The following is a 19849-nucleotide window of genomic DNA, read 5'->3' as shown; positions in this document are numbered from 1 at the left end:
GCTATAATGGAATATTTCCATGCTTTTTAGCAGGACGCTGTTCCTCTTTTTTGGCTAACATTGATAAACTTTTGATCAATCTGATTCTTGTTTCACGGGGGTCAATCACATCGTCCACCATTCCATTGGCCGCTGCAATATAAGGATTGGCGAATTTATCACGGTACACTTCAATTTTCTCCTGACGGACTTTTTCCGGATTATCACTTTCTTTAATTTCCCTCGCAAAAATGACATTGGCGGCTCCTTGAGGCCCCATGACGGCAATTTCTGCGTTCGGCCAGGCGAATACGAGATCAGCGCCTATTGCCTTACTATTAAGTGCCACATAGGCGCCTCCATATGCTTTCCTCGTAATGACTGTTATTTTTGGAACAGTAGCTTCAGAATAAGCATACAAAATTTTAGCTCCGTGCCGGATAATCCCGCCATGCTCCTGCTGAACTCCCGGGAGGAATCCTGTCACATCTTCAAAAGTGATTAAAGGAATATTAAAACTGTCGCAAAAGCGGATAAATCGGGATATTTTATCTGACGAATCAATATCAAGCCCTCCGGCCATCACTTTTGGCTGGTTTGCAATCAGTCCGACAGACATGCCTCCCAGTCTGGCAAAACCAACCACGGCATTTTTAGCAAACTGCCGGTGAACCTCCATGAAGCTTCCTGCGTCAACGACTTGGTTAATAACTTTACGAACATCATATGGCCTAGAGGGATCTACCGGAATATGGTCCAGCAAATCGTATAGAAAGTCATCCGCGTCTTTCTCAACAGATTTAACAGGAGGGCTTTCCTCCTGATGCTGCGGTAAATAGCTGAGCAGTTCACGCACTTGAGAGAGGGCCTCTTCTTCTGTTTGACAGGCAAAATGGGCATTGCCGCTTTTTGTACTGTGGACCGAAGCACCTCCTAATTGTTCTGACGAAATTGTTTCTCCGGTAACTGATTCAATTACTTTTGGGCCGGTTATAAACATTTGACTGGTTTTATCCACCATGAAGACAAAATCCGTAATGGCAGGTGAATAGACAGCACCTCCTGCGCAAGGTCCCATAATAACCGAAATTTGAGGAATAACTCCTGAATATATTGAGTTACGGTAAAAGATATGGCCATATCCGTCCAGCGATAGAACACCTTCCTGTATTCTCGCCCCGCCAGAGTCATTCAGTCCGATAAAAGGAGCTTTATTTTTAACAGCTAAATCCATGGCGTGGGCAATCTTCTTTGCATGCATTTCGCCAAGGGCTCCTCCGTAAACGGTAAAATCCTGTGCAAAGAGGAATATAATCCGCCCGTTCACTTCTCCATAACCGGTTACCACTCCTTCTCCGGGAGCGGATCCTTTTTCCATTCCAGGTTCATCAAACCGGTGCTCCATAAAGGCATTCAGTTCTACGAAGGTCCCTTCGTCTACCAGCAGGTCAATCCGTTCCCTTGCAGTTAATTTTCCTTTCTGATGCTGTTTCTCAATCCTTTTATCGCCGCCGCCCATTTCAATTTTCCTGCGTTTATCGTAAAGTTCATTAATTTTTTCATACATATCCATTCGTTGCAGGCCTCCTTTCTACTCCTCTGTTTCTATAAGTTCAATTAATGAGCCATGAGCTGTTTTAGGATGTAAAAATGCAATAGGGTGACCTGATGCGCCTGTTTTAGGCTCTTCATCAATTAGTTTAAGCCCCTCTTTTTTTAACTGGTCCAGCCGCTGTTGAATATTATCAACTGCAAACGCTACGTGATGAAGCCCTTCTCCCCGTTTATCAAGAAAAGCCTGTATCGGACTGTCACTGTTTAACGGTTCCAGCAGTTCCAATTTGCAGTTTCCTAAAGGCAGAAAACCTACTTTCACCCCTTGCTCAGGCACTTCTGCCACTTGATCTATCACTAAATGAAAATGATTGGAGTAAAAGGATGCGGCTTCTTCCACCGAATGGACGGCAATACCAATATGATCAACTTTTTTCGGCGGTTCCAGCACGTGAGATTCCTTCTCACCTCTGTGCTCCGCTACGGCCGTTTCAATATATGTCGCGACGACTTTTGTCGGGGTGCCTGGCGTGAATATTTTTAAAATGCCTTGAGCCTCAAGAGATTTAACATCTTCGAGAGGAATAACTCCGCCTCCAAATACAAGAATATCTTCTGCTTCTTTGTTTCTTAATTCTTTCAGCACTTCAGGAAAAAGAACATTATGGGCTCCCGATAAACTGGATAACCCAATCACATCGACGTCTTCCTGAATAGCAGCGCGGACGATCTGCTTCGGGGATTGGCGAAGCCCGGTATAAATTACTTCCATCCCTGCATCTCTTAATGCCTGCGAAATAACTAACGCTCCCCTGTCATGCCCATCTAAACCGGGCTTTGCAATTAGTACTCGTATTTTATCCATAATGGCTACCTCCAGCTCTCTAATATTCTCCAAATACATCCCGTAAACTGTGGCAAATCTCACCGACTGTGGCATACGCTTTTACCGCCTCTATGATCGGGTACATAAGATTCCCATTGTCTTGTGCTGTCTGCTTTAACTTCTCCAGGACACTGTGTACATAATCTTCATCTCTTTCAGAACGTATTTGTTTCAGCCGGTCTTTTTGAGCCTCTACGAATGCTTCATCCACTTTTAACAAATCCGGAGCCTGTTCTTCCCCAACCTGAAATTTATTTACGCCCACTACGATGTCTTCTTCGTTTTCGAGCCTTTTTTGGGAATCGTAAGCTGCTCGCCTGATCTCCCGCTGCATATATTGTTTTTCTACCGCAGATACCGCTCCGCCCATCTCATCAATTTGAGACATATACTTCTGAGCCTGCTCTTCAAGCTGATCTGTCAGTGACTCTACATAATAAGAGCCTCCGAGCGGATCGACTGTGTCAGCAACACCAGTTTCGTGCGCAATAATCTGCTGTGTTCTTAAAGCAATTCTTGCTGAATCTTCGGTTGGAAGCGATAACGCTTCATCTTTTGCATTTGTATGAAGGCTCTGTGTGCCACCCATTACAGCAGCTAATGCTTGCAGAGCGACTCTCACGACATTATTTTCGGGCTGCTGGGCTGTCAGTGTGGAACCGGCTACTTGTGTGTGGAACCTAAGCTGCCAGCTTTTCGGGTTTTTTGCCTTAAAACGCTCTTTCATTATTTTTGCCCACATACGTCTTGCTGCACGGAACTTTGCCACTTCTTCAAAAAATTCATTATGTCCATTAAAGAAGAAGGCAAGCCTTGGAGCGAAACGGTCTACATCCAGTCCTGCTTCCAATGCCGCTTCTACATAGGCCACTGCGTTCGATAACGTGAAAGCCAGCTCCTGAACGGCTGTAGAACCTGCTTCTCTAATGTGATACCCGCTGATACTGATCGTATTAAATGAAGGGGCATGTTCAGAGCAATAGGCAAATATATCTGTAATTATCCGCATGGAAGGTTTAGGCGGGAAAATATATGTCCCTCTCGCAATATATTCTTTTAATATATCATTTTGAATGGTTCCCCTGATCTGATCCTGAGGGACTCCCTGTTTCTCGGCTACAGCAATGTACATGGCAAGCAAAACAGCAGCAGGGGCATTAATTGTCATAGAGGTGCTTACTTTATCCAGAGAAATGCCGTCAAAAAGAATTTCCATATCTTCGAGCGTATCTATAGCTACTCCTACTTTACCAACTTCCCCTAAAGCCATTGTGTCATCTGAGTCGTAACCGATCTGTGTCGGCAAATCAAAAGCAACCGATAAACCCGTTTGCCCCTGTTCAAGCAGGTATCTGAACCTTTCGTTTGTTTCCTTTGCTGAACCGAAACCGGCATACTGCCTCATTGTCCAGTGTTTACCCCTGTACATGGTACTTCTGATGCCTCGCGTATAAGGGTATTCTCCGGGAAAACCTAATGATTTTATGTAAGCGTTGTCAATTTTCTCTGGAAAATAAGCCCTTTCGACAGGGATTGATGAAGACGTTTGAAAGCTTTCTTTTCTTTCAGGACGTTTACTTAATTCTTCCTCTACTTTTTTCTTCCATCTGTCATAAGCTTGGTCATTTTCGTTCATACCGTCATCTCCTCCCGCTTTATCTTCATTAATTAACTAGTAAGAATTTAGTTAAATTACAAAATGATCTGAATATAATATACCATACCATATCTTTCTTACCCATAGAAGGAATTCCTTTTTTTCTCCAGTTCTTAAAAACTTTCTACTTTTCTTCCATTCCGGAAGGCTCACGAATTGTCCTTTGTGAAGGCATGCCCACAGGAGGAAGTATATACCTCATAAAAGTTTACAAGCCCTTTTTAAAAGAGTTGAAAAGCGTGTAAAAACAATTTAAAATAGAGTTAGAGAATTGCAGGAGGAGGGAAAAAACATGCCCCGTAAATTTCGTAAAGCAATAGTATATATGATGATCGTTATAATGTTTTTAGGAACAGTCTTAACAGGAGTCGCTTATTTCTAATAGCTCCTCTCCCTAAACTTCTATTCCTCACAAATTTTATTTATAAAGCGTGACAAAAGGGCAGCCCGAATCGGGCTGCCCTTCAAACTTCTATTCACCGCTATTTGGAATTGCTCCGTATATTTCCCCGAGCTCTTCAAATGACTCCCCGCTGGAGGTAATGAGAATTTTAGTCCCCAGTGGTATTTCGTCATACAATACTTCTACATCTGAATTCTTAAGCCTGATACATCCTTCTGTAATATTAAAGCCGATCGATTCAGGCCTGTTTGTCCCGTGGAGGCCATATATCCGGCCGTCAGTATCGTCTGCATCAAAACCCATCCATCTTGTGCCAAGGGGGTTTTTTTTATCCCCACCTTTGATATCCAACTTCCGGTAATAGGGGTTAACTGCTTTGACAATAATATTATACTCGCCTTCAGGTGTCTCCTCCCCGTTTTTCCCTGTGGCTATCTTAAAAGTCTGTTTTACTTCACCTTCATTAATATAAGCCATCTCATTCATAGAAGTATTCACAATGACATAAGGATCCCCCGGCAAAGGGTTGTCCCCGAGAGGCCATACAGGAGATACTATCGAAAGTATCGAGAGAAATAATGCTAACATCCCCGACCACTCCGTTCTTTTTCTTTAGAGTGTGTTTATACTGGGAAGCTTATTCAACGAAACACCTTATATTCTTTTTTCGGTTTAAATTGGTGTTTTATCGCAAGATACTGCTCAAGTTCACGGACTAAATGAGCAAGGGCGGATCTGGCTTCAAACTCCTCACGTGTCGCCGGCAATGGCATATTTTTATAAGAATTCTTTAACTTATCAAGTTTATTAATAAATATATGTGCTGTGTTGCTGGAATGGACGCCTTCTCCCAGTTCCTCCAGAAAATCCGCAAGCATGTCAGCCTGCTCCACGTGATGTTCAATGGAGGTAAGGAGGGGCATCATCCTTTCGATAATATCCAGCTGTTTTTCACGCATCTTAAAGTAATGGTAATAAACATCTTCATATCGTAAAATGTGGTTTTCCAGATTTAATAAAGCCTGGTTTTTTGACTTTACGAGTAAAGAAGCTGCTTTCGTAATTTCTCTCCCGTCCCAATTGTTATCACCTTTGCGGATATAGCCGGCGAATTCCTTAAAAATAATTGAAAAATAACTTTCAAGTTCTGTCTGCATATGATCGAGCTGGTCCTCTTTGCTCGGCATATACATATTTACTATTAAAGCTATACCTATTCCTATAATAATTAAAGCAAGTTCATTAATAATAAGGGCGAGGCTCAAATCAGCAACCGTGTAAATATGAAAATTGATAACTGAGCTGGTGACTATCCCTCCCTGTATATTTAACGCAAGCGTCGTAGGAATAAATAAAAGGAGTAAAACGATAATAGACAGAGGGTGGTAACCGATAAACTCAAAGATCAGTACCGCGTAAACCATTCCAATTATGCAGGCTAAAAAGCGCGCCCAGGAATCCTGAACCGATTTTCTCTTTGTCTTCTGTACACAAAGTATTGCAATAATTCCGGCAGAAGCAAAGAAATCAAGTTCAAGCGCCTGTGCAATAAAGGTTGCAAGAGCAGCTCCTATAGCTGTTTTTAGTGTTCTATATCCAATTTTGAACATAAAAGTTCACCTGTTTCCAACAATATTATGTTCCTTATCGTAACATATTTCTGTGAAATAATGATCAATTCGCTTCAGTTAGACTTTATTGCGGCTGCTGAATTGAAACTGCTCAGCACAAATTGTTCAAGTGCCTTAAAACAAAAAAAACTTCAGCAGGAAGCTGAAGATTAATATGTATAATTATGGCGCGCCTGCCAGGATTCGAACCCGGAACGCGAGAGCCGAAATCTCGTATGATATCCATTTCACCACAGGCGCAAAGAAAAGGCGGAACGTTTCATCCGCACTATAGGAGTATAACAATCCTCAAACAAAAAATCAAGACTTATATTAAAAATCTTTTATTCTGTATCATCTTCAAACATTTTTTCAAAACGTTCATTCATCTGGTCTTTATTATATCCCATTTCAGCCAGACGGGCAGCAAAATTCTGCGCCCATAAAGTAAGTCTTTGTGCCATTCTTGAATATTTTTTCGCTTTATTTCCTTTTTCCTCTTTTGCACGCCCTTCTGCATTAGACATGACGTTCTCAGAAATAAATAAGGCTTTCCATACATCTTCTTCCTCAAACTGGTCTGCCTGTTCGTTAAAATATTTTAATACCTTTTTATAATATTTTTCAAATTCATCAAAAGGAATTTCTTCGTCCATATTTAAATAAACATGAATTTGTTTATAAAGTTCGTTCACAACTCTTTCCCCCTATTATATTTATAATAAAACTTATGTATATAAATAATGACAAACTGCATTATAGCATAAAGAAGAGGAGGCTTCCACCGCCTCCCCCTTATTTATTAACTCTTTTTATTTGAAGTGCGTATCGAAACCTTCTTCGAGTCTTTTAACCACTTCAATTGGCTCATGTCCTTCAATTTCGTGGCGTTCAAGCATCATTTTAATTTCTCCGTCTTTTAATAAAGCAAATGAAGGAGACGATGGCGCAAAACCGGTAAAGTAAGAGCGCGCTTTTTCAGTCGCTTCTTTATCCTGGCCTGCAAAGACAGTGACATAATGGTCAGCCTGGACTTCATAGTTTTTCATATAAGCTGCAGAAGGCCTTGCTATTCCGCCAGCACACCCGCAGACTGAATTCACAAGCACGAGAGCTGTTCCCGGTTTATTGAAGACTTCCTCTACTTCCTCAGGGGTTGTCAGCTGTTGATAGCCAGCTTCAACCATATCGTTACGCGCAGCTTGCACTACATCATTCATAAACATTTGGAATTCCACAAAAAGACACCCTTTCTGATTAGACTGTAATTCTATTTTACAACGTATAAAGCTTGTTTACCAATATAAACTATTAGGAAAACATGGCTTACCATAAAGTTTTAGCAGTACCATCGAATTTTCTTCTGCTTTAAATACGGTCTTATGCTATAAAAAAGACGGTCAACAAGGCAAAACGCCTTCTTAACCGCCTTAAACTCCCCTTAATGCAGCGCTGTTTCAAGAACTTCAATATTTTGTCTCATAAGACTGAAATAATCTTCCCCATTCTCAATATCCTCTTCTGTTAACGCCTCCAGGTTATGAAGCCATAAATCTTCAGCATCTGCTTCTTCCCGCACTGTCTCAGCAATATTAGTAGGGATATTCTGCTCAAACATCACGTAATTAATATCATTCTCTTCCATATGAGCGATTACTTCCTGAATTTGCTGAATGGATGGCTCATTTGTAGGTGAAATACCTGCTATTCCAATTTGGTGAATACTATATCGGTCTTCCCAGTAACCGTATCCTGCATGGGATACAATAATAGTATCTTTTGCTTTATTATCAGCCATTTCCATGAATTCTTCATCCAACGTTTCTAATTCTGCTTTTAATTCTTCAAAATTTGCTGTAAATTCTTCTTCTCCATCCGGGCGCGCCTCAATAAGCGCGTTCTTTATGTTTTCCGCTAATTCAATTGAACGAATCGGATCGAGCCATACGTGAGGGTCCTCATCACCGTGATCGTGATCATGACCGTGATCATCATTATTATCATGGTTGTGGTCATTGTCTTCATGTCCGTGATTATCATTATGATCATGGTTGTGGTCGTTGTCTTCATGTCCGTGATTATCGTTATGATCATGGTTATGGTCGTTATCTTCATGTCCGTGATTATCATTATGATCATGGTTATTGTCGTTGTCTTCATGTCCGTGGTCATCATTATGATCATGGTTATGGTCGTTATCTTCATGGCCGTGATCGTCATTATGGTCATGGTCGTTATCTTCATGGCCGTGATCGTCATTATGGTCATGATCATGGCTGTGGTCGTGGTGGTAATCAATCAGCTCAATTCCATCTGTTGCTTTAACTATTTCCACATCATGTGATTCCACAGTGTCTTTAATACTCTCCGCGAAACCTTCGAACCCCGCACCGTTATAAATAAATAATTCTGCTTCTGCTACTTCGATCATCTGATTTGCAGTCGGTTCAAATGTATGGGCATCGGCTCCTACAGGAACCATATTATCTACTTCTACTAAGTCCCCGCCAATTCGATTGGCAAAGTCTTCGATTGGATAAAGAGTAGTCATAATATGAACGGGTTCAATATCCTCCGCTTCGGACTCAGCATTACTGTTCTCCTCAGATTCATTTCCAAGATTAACTTCTTCATTGGTATTATCGCCGCAAGCAGCTAAAAATGTACTTCCAGCCAGCATTAATGAAAAAGTAATCGATAACTTTTTAAACATAGCAATCCCCTTTCGTAATAATTACGTTTTATTAGTACAAAAGGGATTATAGCTTAGTTTTTTTATTTTGTAAACCAAAATCATTACGATTAAAGCAAATAACTCTTAAGATTTTTTTAACGCTTCTTTCATCTCTTCATTCCAGGTTTTTTTTACAGCAAGTAAATGATATAAGCTAATTTTTATTTTAGACGTTTCTCTTTCTTTAACGGACTGAAGAAACCGTTCCTGGGCGAGCTGATGATGTTCATACCACTCATCTGGAATGCTGTCGCATAAGTTGGTCCGTTTTTCTTTATTAAATTCTTTAAGCTTTTTAGTGAGTGCTTCCCTCTCTCTTTCCACCTCTTTCCACTCTTCCATTAAATCCGGTCTGTGTTTTTCAAATAAAAGTTCATAATAATAATTAAAGTGAGGCTTTAACGCAGACGTTTCATACATGACAGCATTACTATTCTCGTTATAATCTGTGTAGTCCGAACCGCCGCACGGAAATCCCACTGCTGTTTGGACCGCTAATAAAAATACGAGCATTAAAGACATTGGTTATATACCTCCTTTAATAGTTATTATGAACACCTTTTCTAAAAACATGAAAAAAACCGGCCCACAATACAGGGCCGGAAAATTCAAACACATGTAATGCTGCAAACCAGGCAGATTACTTCATAATTTTATTTATAGACTGTCTGACTTAGTATATGGATACCGTCTTTTCATTCATGTTTTCCAATGAGTGTTTAATATGATTCATAAACTTGCCGCAAATAAGGCCGTCCAGCACTCTGTGGTCGAGTGACATACACAGATTTACCATATGCCTTACCGCAATTGCATCGTTTTCAAGAACAACCGGGCGTTTAACAATCGATTCAACAGATAAAATGGCTGCCTGAGGAGTGTTAATAATCGGCTGGGACTGTACAGACCCAAAAGACCCGGTGTTATTGAGTGTAAAGGTCCCTCCCTGCATATCTTCCTGCTTTAAAGAGTTTGATCTGACTTTACGGGAAATATCATTTAATTCCCTGGCAAGGCCTTTAATGTTTTTCTCATCCGCATGCTTAATGACCGGTACAAACAATTCTTCCTCTGTGGCCACGGCCATCGATAAATGGACATCTTTATAACGTATAATTTTATCCCCGTCCCATTTAGCGTTCACTTGCGGGTACTTTTTTAGTGCATCGATTGCAGCTTTCATAAAGAAAGGCAGGAAAGTCAATTTAATACCCTCGTTATCCTGAAATTCATTTTTCACCTTTTCGCGGAAACGGACGAGATCAGTGACATCCACTTCAATCATCATCCAGGCATGCGGAGCTTCATGCTTGGATTTCACCATATTCTGTGCAATGGCTTTTCTCACACCGCTTACCGGGACTTCCTCTGCTCTCCCGCTCGTTGTCCCCCCGGAAGGTTTGCTTACGTCTGTTCTCTCCTGTTCCCTGCCGTTTAACGGCATGTCCGCAGGTTTCGCTTCCTTAACTGCCTCAGGCGCTTTTTGAGAAGCAGAACCGGTGTCTTGGCCAGGCACATCGCCGCTTTCAATAATTGCCATTAGATCTTTACGGGTAATGCGCCCTCCCCGCCCTGAGCCTTCCACCTGGTTAAGATCGATATTATTTTCCTGCGCGAGCCTGAGTACAGCCGGTGAATAACGTTTTTTTGAGGAAGTATCTGAAGAGGAGCTTTCCGGCTGCCCGCTGTCAGTTGATTCAGCTTGCTGAACAGCAGGAGAGCCTGTTTCCTCTTTACTCTCGACAGCCTCACCGCCTTCTATGTTCATCGTACAAATGACTTCTCCCACTTCTATTGTCTGGTCTTCTTCAGCAATCAATTCATTAATTGTTCCTGTATATGAAGACGGGACCTCGGCATTTACTTTATCAGTCATTACTTCTGCAATAGGATCGTACTTATTAACCTGGTCTCCAGGAGCAACAAGCCATTTAGTAATCGTTCCTTCAGTAACACTTTCGCCTAATTGAGGCATCGTAATTTCTGTAGCCATCCAATTATCCTCCTTCAGTGTATAGTCCGGGCTTAGTATAAATCACTTGAAAAACAGGTTAAAATTCCGCCAGGTCCCGCATGGCTTCCTCTACTTTATCTGCGTTTACCATAAACCTTTTTTCCATTGGCGGAGCATAAGGCATAGCTGGAACATCCGGACCTGCAAGCCTCTGAACCGGCGAATCCAGATCAAATAAACAATGCTCTGCGATGATAGCTGCTACTTCACTCATGATACTTCCTTCTTTGTTATCCTCTGTGACGAGAAGGACTTTTCCAGTTTTCTTAGCAGCATCAATAATCGCTTCTTTATCAAGAGGATAAACTGTCCTTAAGTCAAGAATATGGGCGTTATACCCTTCTTTTTCAAGGTTCTCCGCAGCTTGCAGGGCAAAGTGGACACAAAGGCCGTATGTGATCACAGTGATGTCTTTTCCTTCACGTTTCACTTCGGCTTTTCCAATAGGAAGAGTGTAATCCTCTTCTGGGACCTCGCCTTTAATCAAACGGTAGGCACGTTTATGTTCAAAAAATAAAACGGGATCATTTGACCTGATTGCTGCTTTAAGAAGCCCTTTAGCATCGTACGGCGTAGAAGGCATGACAATTTTTAATCCCGGTATATTGGCAAAAAGTGCCTCTACAGACTGTGAATGGTATAACGCTCCGTGGACGCCTCCTCCGTAAGGTGCACGGATGGTAATAGGGCAAATCCAGTCGTTGTTTGAACGGTAACGTATTTTAGCTGCCTCAGAGACAATCTGATTGACTGCAGGCATAATAAAATCAGCAAACTGCATTTCTGCCACAGGACGCATACCATACATGGCAGCTCCAATACCGACACCGGCAATAGCGGATTCTGCTAATGGAGTATCAATGACACGTTCTTCACCGAACTGTTCGTATAGTCCGTCAGTGGCACGGAAAACGCCCCCACGTTTCCCTACATCTTCTCCAAGTACAAATACATCTTCATCACGTTCCATTTCTTCTCTCATTGCACGAGTAATGGATTCAATATATGACATAACAGGCATACGATCACTCCTCTCCGTAAACATAATCCATTAAGGATTCTGCTTCTGCGTATGGCGCTTTTTCTGCGTAATCTGTTGCTTCATCAATTTCCCGACGGAGTCTTGCCCGGATTTCTTCCTCTTTCTCATCCGATAAAACACCTGTTTCCTTTAAATAAGAACCAAACGTATGAATGGAATCTATCTTTTTGGCTGCTTCAACTTCTTCTTTAGCTCGGTAAACACTGTCATCATCGTCACTTGAATGTGGAGTCAGACGGTAGGATACTGTTTCAATTAATGAAGGGCCTCCTCCATTTAACGCTCTCTCTCTAGCTTTGGAAACTGCTTCATACACTGCAAGAGGGTCATTTCCATCAACAGACTCGCCATGAATTCCATAACCGACCGCTCTGTCTGATACGTTCTCAATATTTAATTGTTTATCAAGAGGCACAGAAATCGCGTATTTGTTATTTTCACACATAAAAATTACAGGCAGGTCATGTACACTTGCAAAATTAATTCCTTCATGGAAGTCTCCCTGGTTGGAAGAACCTTCACCGAAAGTAGTAAAAGCGACAAAGTCTTCTTTTTTCATTTTCGCTGCAAGTCCAAAACCTACTGCGTGAGGGACTTGGGTAGTAACCGGGGATGAGCCGGTCACAATTCTGTTTTTTCTTTGTCCAAAATGGCCTGGCATTTGGCGCCCTGCGGAATTAGGATCTTCTTTTTTAGCGAATCCTGAAAGCATCAATTCTTTAGGTGTCATTCCAAATTGGAGAACTACCCCCATATCCCGGTAATACGGAAGGACGTAATCTTTCTCATTGTTAAGAGCCATAGCAGCCCCAACTTGAGCAGCTTCCTGCCCCTGGCAGGAAATAACAAACGCTATTTTGCCCGCCCGGTTCAGCAGCCACATTCTTTCATCAATCATTCGTGCTAAAAGCATTGTTTCATACATTTTCAGCACATCATCATCTGTGAGACCTATCGTATGATGACGAAGTTCACTCATAGTAAAACCTCCTTATTAACCTTTCATTATTCTTAAATCGGAAGAACCAGCTTACCCGCCGTGTATCTCTTTTCCGTCTACCGCTAAAGCAGCTTCGCCTATTGCTTCTGACAAGCTCGGGTGCGGGTGGATGGTCTGGCCTACCTCCCAATGGGCAGCATCAAGGACTCTTGCCAGAGCTGCCTCGGAGATCATATCGGTCACATGCGGTCCAATCATATGAACTCCCAGTAAATCGTCTGTATCTGCATCGGATACAAATTTCACAAAACCGCTTGTATCACCGTAAACTAACGCTTTTCCAATAGCTTTGAATGAAAACTTGCCTGTTTTTACACGATACCCTTTCTCTTTGGCAGCTTTTTCAGTCAAGCCTACACTTGCCGCTTCTGGAGATGAGTAAGTACATTTTGAAACCATCTCTTCCTCAACTGGATGTGCTACTGCCCCTGCCATATGCTCGACTGCAGCGATTCCTTCATGAGAAGCAACATGAGCCAGCTGAAGGCCTCCGATCACATCTCCAATAGCATAAATATGGGATTCTTTTGTCTGGTAATTTTTGTTGACTGTTATGACATCATTTTTCACTTGAATGTCTGTGTTTTCCAGCCCGATATCGGTAATGTTCGCTGCTCTTCCGACTGATACAAGGGCCTTTTCTGCACTGGCCTGAACTGATTTCCCTCTATGTTCGTAAGTGACATGAACCTGATTGCCTTCTTTTTTAACCTGGTCGGAAAGCACTTTGGCGCCAGTGATAACTTTGACACCTTTTTTCTTCATTGCACGCTGCATTTCTTTTGAGACTTCCTCATCTTCAAGAGGCAGAATACGATCCAGATATTCAAGAACGGTTACTTTTACACCAAAATCTGCAAACATGGAGGCCCATTCTATCCCAATGACTCCTCCGCCGATTATTGTGATAGATTCAGGGAGCTTTTCCAGCCTCAATGCCCCGTCTGAGGAAAGGATGTGCTCTTCATCTATTTCCAGGCCAGGAAGAGATTTAGGTCTGCTGCCTGTAGCAATTAATACGTTTTTAGGAACTAACATATCATTTTCCGTACCGTCGCTTCGTTCTACCGATATCGTACCCGAGGTCGGGGAAAAAATTGATGGGCCCAATATACGGCCAAATCCCTCATACACATCGATTTTCCCTTTTTTCATAAGGTGCTGAACACCTTTATAAAGCTGGTCAACTATCCTGGATTTTCTTTCCTGAACTTTTTCAAAGTTTAATGCGGTTTTCTCCGCCGTGACACCAAATTCTTCTGCCTGTTTCACAGTTTTATACACTTCAGCACTTCTGAGTAAAGCTTTACTCGGAATACATCCCTGATGTAAACACGTGCCTCCAAGTTTTCCTTTCTCGACTACAGCCACACTTAAGCCGAGTTGGGAAGCTCTGATAGCAGCCACATAACCACCTGTACCAGCTCCTAATATGACCAGATCATATTCTTTAGCCATAAGAAATCCCTCCTGACGTAAAGCTTGATTTTCACCTTAGTTTACCTTATAAGTTTTTGCTTCCTCTTCACCGTGCAAAACTCTTAATGCTCCCTCTGCGAGTGCCTGCATTTCGTTTTCACCCGGTTTAATAATGACTGTTGACATCCATTTTACACGAGAGACGATTTTCTGGACAAATTCTTTTCCGTAAGCTAAACCGCCTGTTAAAATAATGGCGTCTATTTCTCCGCCCAGAACTGCCCCGTGACTGCCTATTTCTTTAGCAACCTGATAAGCCATTGCTTCGTAAACCAATTCAGCTTTTTCATCCCCTTTGGAAATCCGGCTTTCCACTTCCACAGCATCATTGGTCCCAAGATGCCCGACAAGTCCCCCTTGGCCGACCATCTTTTTCATAACCTCATCTGCATAATACTCGCCGGAAAAACAAAGCGAAACAAGGTCTCCCGCAGGGACAGTTCCAGCTCTTTCAGGAGAGAAAGGCCCTTCGCCATGCAGCCCGTTATTTACGTCAATCACTCTCCCCGATTTGTGAGAGCCGACCGTAATTCCTCCCCCCATATGTACGACAATTAAATTCAGGTGCTCATAGGGTTTTCCAAGCTCAGAGGCTACTTTCCGCGCTACTGCTTTCTGGTTTAGAGCATGAAAAATACTTTTTCTTTCGAAATCGGCAAAACCCGACACTTTGGCTACCGGATCCATTTCATCAACGACTACAGGGTCTACTATATAGGCTTCAATATTTAACTGGTCAGCAATCTCATAGGCGATGATGCCTCCCAGGTTTGAAGCGTGCTGCCCTGAATAACCGTCTCGAAGATCTTTAAGCATGTCCTCATTTACATGATAAGTCCCGCCCGAGATAGGCCGAAGTAATCCTCCCCGGCCTACCACAGCTGAAAGTTTTGACAGATTGATTCCGCTTTGGTCCAAGGTTTCCAGAATCATTTCTTTTCGAAACATATACTGATCAATAATTGAATCGAAAGCGCCTAATGTTCCCCGGTCATGCCTGATCGTTTCAATCATGACTTCTTTATCGTTATCAAAAACTCCTATTTTTGTAGAAGTGGAGCCTGGATTTATGGATAATATTCTAAACTCCTGATGTTCCACTCTGCTTCCCTCCAAATTCAATAAAACCATTGCTTAACCTGCTCCTGTCTTGAAAGAGCAGGTTAAGGCCTATTATCTTCCACGGCTTAAAATACTCATTTCATTAGTTAAAAATTGTCTGCGTGATTTTCTCATAATTTCAATTCTTTCTTCTGCCATACGATTGGCTGCAAGATAAGATGGAATATTATCGCGCTTGGAAATATCAAAAATTTTCGTAATGCTGTCATAAATAGTCTCTACTTTTTTCATTGCGCGGTCCCGGTTATAACCGATAAGTTCGTCAGCTACATTAATGACTCCTCCTGAATTGATGACATAATCAGGCGCATAGATTATACCTTTTTCCTGCACTATATCTCCATGGCGGCTTTCTTTCAACTGATTATTTGCTGCTCCTGCAATAACCTTTGCTTTCAACTGTGGAATTGTTTCATCATTAATTGTCGCTCCTAAAGCGCATGGGGAATAAATATCACAGTCTGCGCTGTAGATATCATTAATATCGACAGCCTCTGCCCCGAATTCTTCAACGGCGCTCCGAACAGCTTCTCTATTAATATCTGTTACAATTAACCGGGCTCCTTCTTCATGCAAATGGCGGCATAAGTTATAAGCGACATTGCCGACTCCTTGTACTGCGACAGTTTTCCCTTCGAGAGAGTCATCTCCAAAGGCTTCTTTTGCAGCGGCTTTCATTCCTACATATACCCCATAAGCGGTAACAGGGGAAGGGTTTCCAGAGGAGCCAAAGGCAGGTGAAATTCCGGTAACATAATCAGTTTCGGAATAAACTAAATCCATATCTTCCACTGTGGTCCCAACATCTTCTGCTGTGATGTAACGGCCGTTTAACCCTTGAATAAAGCGTCCGAATGCCCTGAACATTGCTTCGTTTTTATCTTTGCGGGGATCGCCGATAATAACCGTCTTTCCCCCTCCCAGGTTTAGTCCGGCCGCCGCATTTTTGTATGTCATGCCTTTAGCCAGTCTTAATGCATCTTCAAATGCTTCCTCTTCATTGTTATACGTCCACATCCGGGTGCCCCCGAGTGCCGGCCCCAATGTTGTATCATGGATTGCAATAATAGCCTTTAACCCGGATTCTTTATCCTGGCATACTACTGTCTGCTCGTAATCATATTTCTCCATATACTTAAATAATTCCATGATTCTTCCCCCTAAAAAGTCAAATTATTTTGTAGTACTTAAAGCCATTGCCATTGAAAATAATTTACTGTCTGCAGAATCTGAGCGCGATGTTAACACAATCGGCGCTTTTGCCCCTACAATCATTCCTCCTACAACTGCTTGCCCAAAATAAGTTAAAGACTTATAAAGAACATTTCCTGTTTCTATTCCTGGCACGAGAAGGATATCTGCATTCCCGGCAACTTCTGAAGTAATCCCTTTCTGGCTGGCTGCAGTCCTGGAAACAGCATTATCGAAACCTAACGGGCCATCCACCTCACAGCCTTTTATTTGGTTTCTGCGGTTCATCTGTGTTAATGCCGCTCCATCCAATGTAGCCTGCATTGCAGGATTAACTGTTTCTACAGCCGCAATGACAGCGACTTTTGGTTTATCTACTCCCATTTTGTTTACTGCATCAACTGCATTGTCAATAATCTGGACTTTCTCCTTTAAATCAGGAGAAATATTCATGGCAGCATCAGTAATAAACATAAGACTGTCTCTGCCGGGCAATGAAAAGCCCGCAAGATGGGAGAGAATTTTTCCGGTTCTTAAGCCATTTTCTTTGTTAAGGACAGCTTTTAAAAGCAATGAGGTTGAAACCATCCCTTTCATTAATACTCGCGCTTTATCCTGTTTTACAATCTCAACTGCTGTCTGGGCAGATTCTTTATCACTTTCCGTGTTAATAAATGATACCCGGGTATCATCCCCAAACGTAAAGGAAGCTTCATTAAGCGCCTTTTTCATTTCACTTTCCGGCCCGGTAAAAATAAAGGAGGCCAGGTTTTTCTCCAGTGCCTTTTCTGCGGATTCAAACACAGTAGGGTCTGTTGCATGGGCAACTGCTATCGTTTGTGATTCCTGGTTTTTTATTTTATGGAATAATGTGTTTAGATCCATGATGCTCCACCTTTCATAAATTCCAATGGCTCCGCTCTATAATTAATGCAAGAAAGATGCCAAGATGGAAAAATAAAGTTAACGCTTTCATACCAGTATTTCCACTTCATTAAACCTTGCATAACTTTGCACACTCTGCATTTTTTTGCATGCAAAGTTATTCATAGTTGTTAAATATTGTATCTTTCAAGTTTGTAATACAAGCTGCGTATAGAAACACCCAGCATTTTAGCAGTTTTTGTTTTATTTCCATTATTTATATCTAACGCTTCCAATAAAAAATGCTTTTCCTGCTCATCCATAAGTTCCTGTAATGTTTTCTCTCCATTTAGCTGCACACTGAACTCCCTGTATGGTTCTTGTTCGGGAGCTGGTTTATTTAAGACAGGGAGATGGCCCACTTTGATTTCTTTTTCTGTATAGTGCATATGAATCATCGCCATCCCGAGGATATTTTCTAATTCCCTGACGTTTCCCGGCCAATGATAATTTTCAAGTTCTTTTAATGCAGCTTCAGAAACCTTTATCACATTTCGTCCATAATCCTGATTTAATTTTGAAATAATGTGGAGAGACAATGCCGGCAAATCGCCTTTCCGTTCTCTTAAAGGCGGAATATAAATCGGCATACGGTTTAACCGGTAATACAGGTCAGACCGGAATTCTTTTTCTTCTATTTTTTTCTCTATATCTACGTTAGTAGCAGCAATGACCCTCACATCTACAGGAATAGCAGCGGTTCCTCCAACCCGGACAATTTCATGTTCCTGAAGAACCCTTAACAATTTAGCCTGCATTTGCGGTGACAATTCACCTATTTCATCCAGGAAAATACTTCCTTTGTCCGCTTCTTCAAAAAGGCCTTTTTTGCCTCCCCGCTTAGCTCCTGAAAAAGCGCCTTCTTCATACCCAAAAAGTTCGCTCTCAAGCAGAGATTCAGATACTGCTGCACAGTTTACGCGGATAAATTTATTGTACTTTCGGTTACTCTCATTATGTATGGCGTGGGCAAACAATTCTTTACCTGTGCCTGATTCGCCCCTTAAAAGAATAGTAGCCGGAGTCACGGCCGCTACTTTCGCCTGTTCAATCGCAAACGTTAATTCTTCTGAAGCACCTAAAATATCTTCAAACCGGTACTTTGCTTCCAAGGTACGGATAATCTGTTTAGCTTTTTCAAGTTCATTAGTCAGTGCCTCCATTTCAGACATATCATGAATGACGCCGACACTCCCTTTCAAATGCCCATCCACTATAACTGGTGCTACATTCACAATGACATCTTTTCGATAGGGCCCTACTTTCATTTTGACCCCGCGGACTGGTGTTTTTGTTTCCAAAACTTGCAAGTGCATACTTTCCCCTTCAGAAATATCGGTAGTAGCCGGCTTTCCGATAACCTCTTCTTTTGTAAGACCTGTAAGCCTCGTATAAGCAGGATTTATTAACAAACCTTTTCCCGTTTCATCCACCACAGAAATGGCATCATCTGACGAATTAATAATTGCTTCAAGCATGGTCTGAATACTTTTTAAATTTGTTACTTCTTCAGCCATATTTACTATTTCTGTAATGTCCTTAAAAATAGCCAAAGCCCCTATGACTTCATTTTCTCCTATCATAGGTACCCGTGTAGTAATAATTTTATGCTGGTTCGAAATGACCTGCCGGCGGTTCCGTTCCACTTTTTTCGTCCTTAAAACTCTCGGAAGACGGCTTGTAGGCATTACATCCGTTATTTTCTTGCCCATGACGGATTTATAATTCAGGCCGGTCATTTCTTCAGCACGCTTATTAATTAAAGTAATCTTTTCCTCTTTATCAATAGCAATCATTCCATCATGAGTAGAATTAACAATATTATCCAGCTTTTTGTTGTGATTTTTTACTTCATCAATCAACAGCTCTTTCTCTTCCATTAAAAAGAACATAATGGACGCTACAGAACTTGGAATCACCGTAACAGGCTTGTTTAAAAAATATCCCTTTATTTCTTCATACAGCTTTTCCTCACCTGTCACTTCTATAATGACATCAATCGAAGGTATTTCAGATACAGCTGTCTGCCAATCATCAAATACTGGGATGCCCTTTTCTTTTCCTTTAATAATACCTTTGCTGGCAGGATTCTTGTCCACCACACCTGTCACTGCCAGCTGATCAGTAGCTGATAAAACTTCCAGTAACGAGGCCCCGCCTTCCCCGGCGCCAATGATCAGAACTTTTTTCATCATTCATGCCCGCCTTTTTGGAGATTTAAAATCACCCTGCAATAAATTTCATACCTGCCTTT

Annotated in this window: 18 protein-coding genes and 1 tRNA gene; 1 reads left to right on the top strand and 18 read right to left on the bottom strand. The window is 41.8% G+C overall.

What is annotated here, in order from left to right; genetic code table 11:
* Nucleotide 1 precedes the first annotated feature (1 nt).
* The 3 genes from K8O68_RS18430 to K8O68_RS18420 are packed head-to-tail and all read right to left on the bottom strand — an operon-like array spanning nucleotide 2 to nucleotide 4055.
* Nucleotides 2-1552, bottom strand: a complete 1551-nt coding sequence (locus K8O68_RS18430; RefSeq protein ID WP_230898231.1) for an acyl-CoA carboxylase subunit beta — start codon at nucleotides 1550-1552, stop codon at nucleotides 2-4.
* Nucleotides 1553-1570: 18 nt separating this feature from the next.
* Nucleotides 1571-2398 carry a methylmalonyl-CoA epimerase gene (mce, locus tag K8O68_RS18425; protein ID WP_230898230.1) on the bottom strand — a complete coding sequence of 276 codons (828 nt, stop codon included), beginning with the start codon at nucleotides 2396-2398 and terminating at the stop codon, nucleotides 1571-1573.
* A 19-nt stretch (nucleotides 2399-2417) separates the two neighbouring features.
* Nucleotides 2418-4055, bottom strand: a complete 1638-nt coding sequence (locus K8O68_RS18420; protein ID WP_230898229.1) for an acyl-CoA mutase large subunit family protein — start codon at nucleotides 4053-4055, stop codon at nucleotides 2418-2420.
* A 313-nt stretch (nucleotides 4056-4368) separates the two neighbouring features.
* Here K8O68_RS18420 and prli42 point away from each other — a divergent pair, with 313 nt between their 5' ends.
* Nucleotides 4369-4458: a stressosome-associated protein Prli42 gene (prli42, locus tag K8O68_RS18415; RefSeq protein WP_177174149.1), complete on the top strand. Its 90-nt coding sequence runs from the start codon at nucleotides 4369-4371 to the stop codon at nucleotides 4456-4458.
* Nucleotides 4459-4548: 90 nt separating this feature from the next.
* Here the strand turns inward: prli42 and K8O68_RS18410 are convergent, their stop codons facing one another.
* The 15 genes from K8O68_RS18410 to K8O68_RS18340 form a co-directional block, all read right to left on the bottom strand.
* Nucleotides 4549-5067, bottom strand: coding sequence for a L,D-transpeptidase (locus K8O68_RS18410; protein WP_230898228.1), 519 nt, complete (start codon nucleotides 5065-5067; stop codon nucleotides 4549-4551).
* A 53-nt stretch (nucleotides 5068-5120) separates the two neighbouring features.
* The gene (locus K8O68_RS18405) at nucleotides 5121-6089 is read right to left on the bottom strand and encodes an aromatic acid exporter family protein (protein ID WP_230898227.1); all 969 of its coding nucleotides are present in this window, start codon (nucleotides 6087-6089) and stop codon (nucleotides 5121-5123) included.
* A gap of 186 nt (nucleotides 6090-6275) precedes the next feature.
* A tRNA-Arg gene (locus K8O68_RS18400) sits at nucleotides 6276-6350 on the bottom strand.
* An 83-nt stretch (nucleotides 6351-6433) separates the two neighbouring features.
* Nucleotides 6434-6784, bottom strand: coding sequence for a hypothetical protein (locus K8O68_RS18395; protein ID WP_230898226.1), 351 nt, complete (start codon nucleotides 6782-6784; stop codon nucleotides 6434-6436).
* 117 nt (nucleotides 6785-6901) lie between these two features.
* Nucleotides 6902-7315 (bottom strand): BrxA/BrxB family bacilliredoxin, encoded by a 414-nt coding sequence (locus K8O68_RS18390; RefSeq protein ID WP_230898291.1) that lies wholly within the window; start codon nucleotides 7313-7315, stop codon nucleotides 6902-6904.
* Nucleotides 7316-7530: 215 nt separating this feature from the next.
* Nucleotides 7531-8802, bottom strand: a complete 1272-nt coding sequence (locus tag K8O68_RS18385) for a metal ABC transporter solute-binding protein, Zn/Mn family (protein ID WP_230898225.1) — start codon at nucleotides 8800-8802, stop codon at nucleotides 7531-7533.
* 105 nt (nucleotides 8803-8907) lie between these two features.
* Complete coding sequence (locus K8O68_RS18380) at nucleotides 8908-9345, bottom strand: hypothetical protein (RefSeq protein WP_230898224.1); 438 nt, start codon at nucleotides 9343-9345, stop codon at nucleotides 8908-8910.
* Nucleotides 9346-9496: 151 nt separating this feature from the next.
* A complete protein-coding gene (locus tag K8O68_RS18375; protein ID WP_230898223.1) occupies nucleotides 9497-10816 on the bottom strand; it encodes a dihydrolipoamide acetyltransferase family protein in 1320 nt (439 codons plus the stop codon).
* Nucleotides 10817-10874: 58 nt separating this feature from the next.
* A complete protein-coding gene (locus K8O68_RS18370) occupies nucleotides 10875-11858 on the bottom strand; it encodes an alpha-ketoacid dehydrogenase subunit beta (RefSeq protein WP_230898222.1) in 984 nt (327 codons plus the stop codon).
* Nucleotides 11859-11862: 4 nt separating this feature from the next.
* On the bottom strand, nucleotides 11863-12858 hold the full coding sequence (locus tag K8O68_RS18365) for a thiamine pyrophosphate-dependent dehydrogenase E1 component subunit alpha (RefSeq protein ID WP_230898221.1): 996 nt from the start codon (nucleotides 12856-12858) through the stop codon (nucleotides 11863-11865).
* Between the two features lie 51 nt (nucleotides 12859-12909).
* The gene (gene lpdA / locus K8O68_RS18360) at nucleotides 12910-14337 is read right to left on the bottom strand and encodes a dihydrolipoyl dehydrogenase (protein ID WP_230898220.1); all 1428 of its coding nucleotides are present in this window, start codon (nucleotides 14335-14337) and stop codon (nucleotides 12910-12912) included.
* A 36-nt stretch (nucleotides 14338-14373) separates the two neighbouring features.
* The gene (gene buk / locus K8O68_RS18355) at nucleotides 14374-15459 is read right to left on the bottom strand and encodes a butyrate kinase (RefSeq protein WP_230898290.1); all 1086 of its coding nucleotides are present in this window, start codon (nucleotides 15457-15459) and stop codon (nucleotides 14374-14376) included.
* Nucleotides 15460-15531: 72 nt separating this feature from the next.
* Entirely contained in the window at nucleotides 15532-16629 is a 1098-nt protein-coding gene (gene bcd, locus K8O68_RS18350; protein ID WP_230898219.1) for a Leu/Phe/Val dehydrogenase, read from the bottom strand.
* Nucleotides 16630-16653: 24 nt separating this feature from the next.
* On the bottom strand, nucleotides 16654-17556 hold the full coding sequence (yqiS, locus tag K8O68_RS18345) for a phosphate butyryltransferase (protein ID WP_230898218.1): 903 nt from the start codon (nucleotides 17554-17556) through the stop codon (nucleotides 16654-16656).
* A 170-nt stretch (nucleotides 17557-17726) separates the two neighbouring features.
* Nucleotides 17727-19787 (bottom strand): sigma 54-interacting transcriptional regulator, encoded by a 2061-nt coding sequence (locus K8O68_RS18340; protein ID WP_230898289.1) that lies wholly within the window; start codon nucleotides 19785-19787, stop codon nucleotides 17727-17729.
* Nucleotides 19788-19849: the final 62 nt, after the last annotated feature.

The organism is Salipaludibacillus sp. CUR1, assembly GCF_021028955.1.
Taxonomy (GTDB): domain Bacteria; phylum Bacillota; class Bacilli; order Bacillales; family Salisediminibacteriaceae; genus Salipaludibacillus.
This window is presented reverse-complemented; position numbering and strand designations above follow the sequence as displayed.

Excerpts from the sequence above, each read along its gene's own strand:
- bcd (WP_230898219.1), bottom strand. The coding sequence starts at position 16,629 with ATGGAATTATTTAAGTATATGGAGAAATATGATTACGAGCAGACAGTA.
- K8O68_RS18340 (WP_230898289.1), bottom strand. The coding sequence starts at position 19,787 with ATGAAAAAAGTTCTGATCATTGGCGCCGGGGAAGGCGGGGCCTCGTTA.
- K8O68_RS18420 (WP_230898229.1), bottom strand. The coding sequence starts at position 4,055 with ATGAACGAAAATGACCAAGCTTATGACAGATGGAAGAAAAAAGTAGAG.
- K8O68_RS18385 (WP_230898225.1), bottom strand. The coding sequence starts at position 8,802 with ATGTTTAAAAAGTTATCGATTACTTTTTCATTAATGCTGGCTGGAAGT.
- K8O68_RS18405 (WP_230898227.1), bottom strand. The coding sequence starts at position 6,089 with ATGTTCAAAATTGGATATAGAACACTAAAAACAGCTATAGGAGCTGCT.
- K8O68_RS18390 (WP_230898291.1), bottom strand. The coding sequence starts at position 7,315 with ATGTTTATGAATGATGTAGTGCAAGCTGCGCGTAACGATATGGTTGAA.
- K8O68_RS18365 (WP_230898221.1), bottom strand. The coding sequence starts at position 12,858 with ATGAGTGAACTTCGTCATCATACGATAGGTCTCACAGATGATGATGTG.
- mce (WP_230898230.1), bottom strand. The coding sequence starts at position 2,398 with ATGGATAAAATACGAGTACTAATTGCAAAGCCCGGTTTAGATGGGCAT.
- K8O68_RS18410 (WP_230898228.1), bottom strand. The coding sequence starts at position 5,067 with ATGTTAGCATTATTTCTCTCGATACTTTCGATAGTATCTCCTGTATGG.
- K8O68_RS18430 (WP_230898231.1), bottom strand. The coding sequence starts at position 1,552 with ATGGATATGTATGAAAAAATTAATGAACTTTACGATAAACGCAGGAAA.
- K8O68_RS18370 (WP_230898222.1), bottom strand. The coding sequence starts at position 11,858 with ATGCCTGTTATGTCATATATTGAATCCATTACTCGTGCAATGAGAGAA.
- lpdA (WP_230898220.1), bottom strand. The coding sequence starts at position 14,337 with ATGGCTAAAGAATATGATCTGGTCATATTAGGAGCTGGTACAGGTGGT.
- K8O68_RS18380 (WP_230898224.1), bottom strand. The coding sequence starts at position 9,345 with ATGTCTTTAATGCTCGTATTTTTATTAGCGGTCCAAACAGCAGTGGGA.
- prli42 (WP_177174149.1), top strand. The coding sequence starts at position 4,369 with ATGCCCCGTAAATTTCGTAAAGCAATAGTATATATGATGATCGTTATA.
- yqiS (WP_230898218.1), bottom strand. The coding sequence starts at position 17,556 with ATGGATCTAAACACATTATTCCATAAAATAAAAAACCAGGAATCACAA.
- K8O68_RS18375 (WP_230898223.1), bottom strand. The coding sequence starts at position 10,816 with ATGGCTACAGAAATTACGATGCCTCAATTAGGCGAAAGTGTTACTGAA.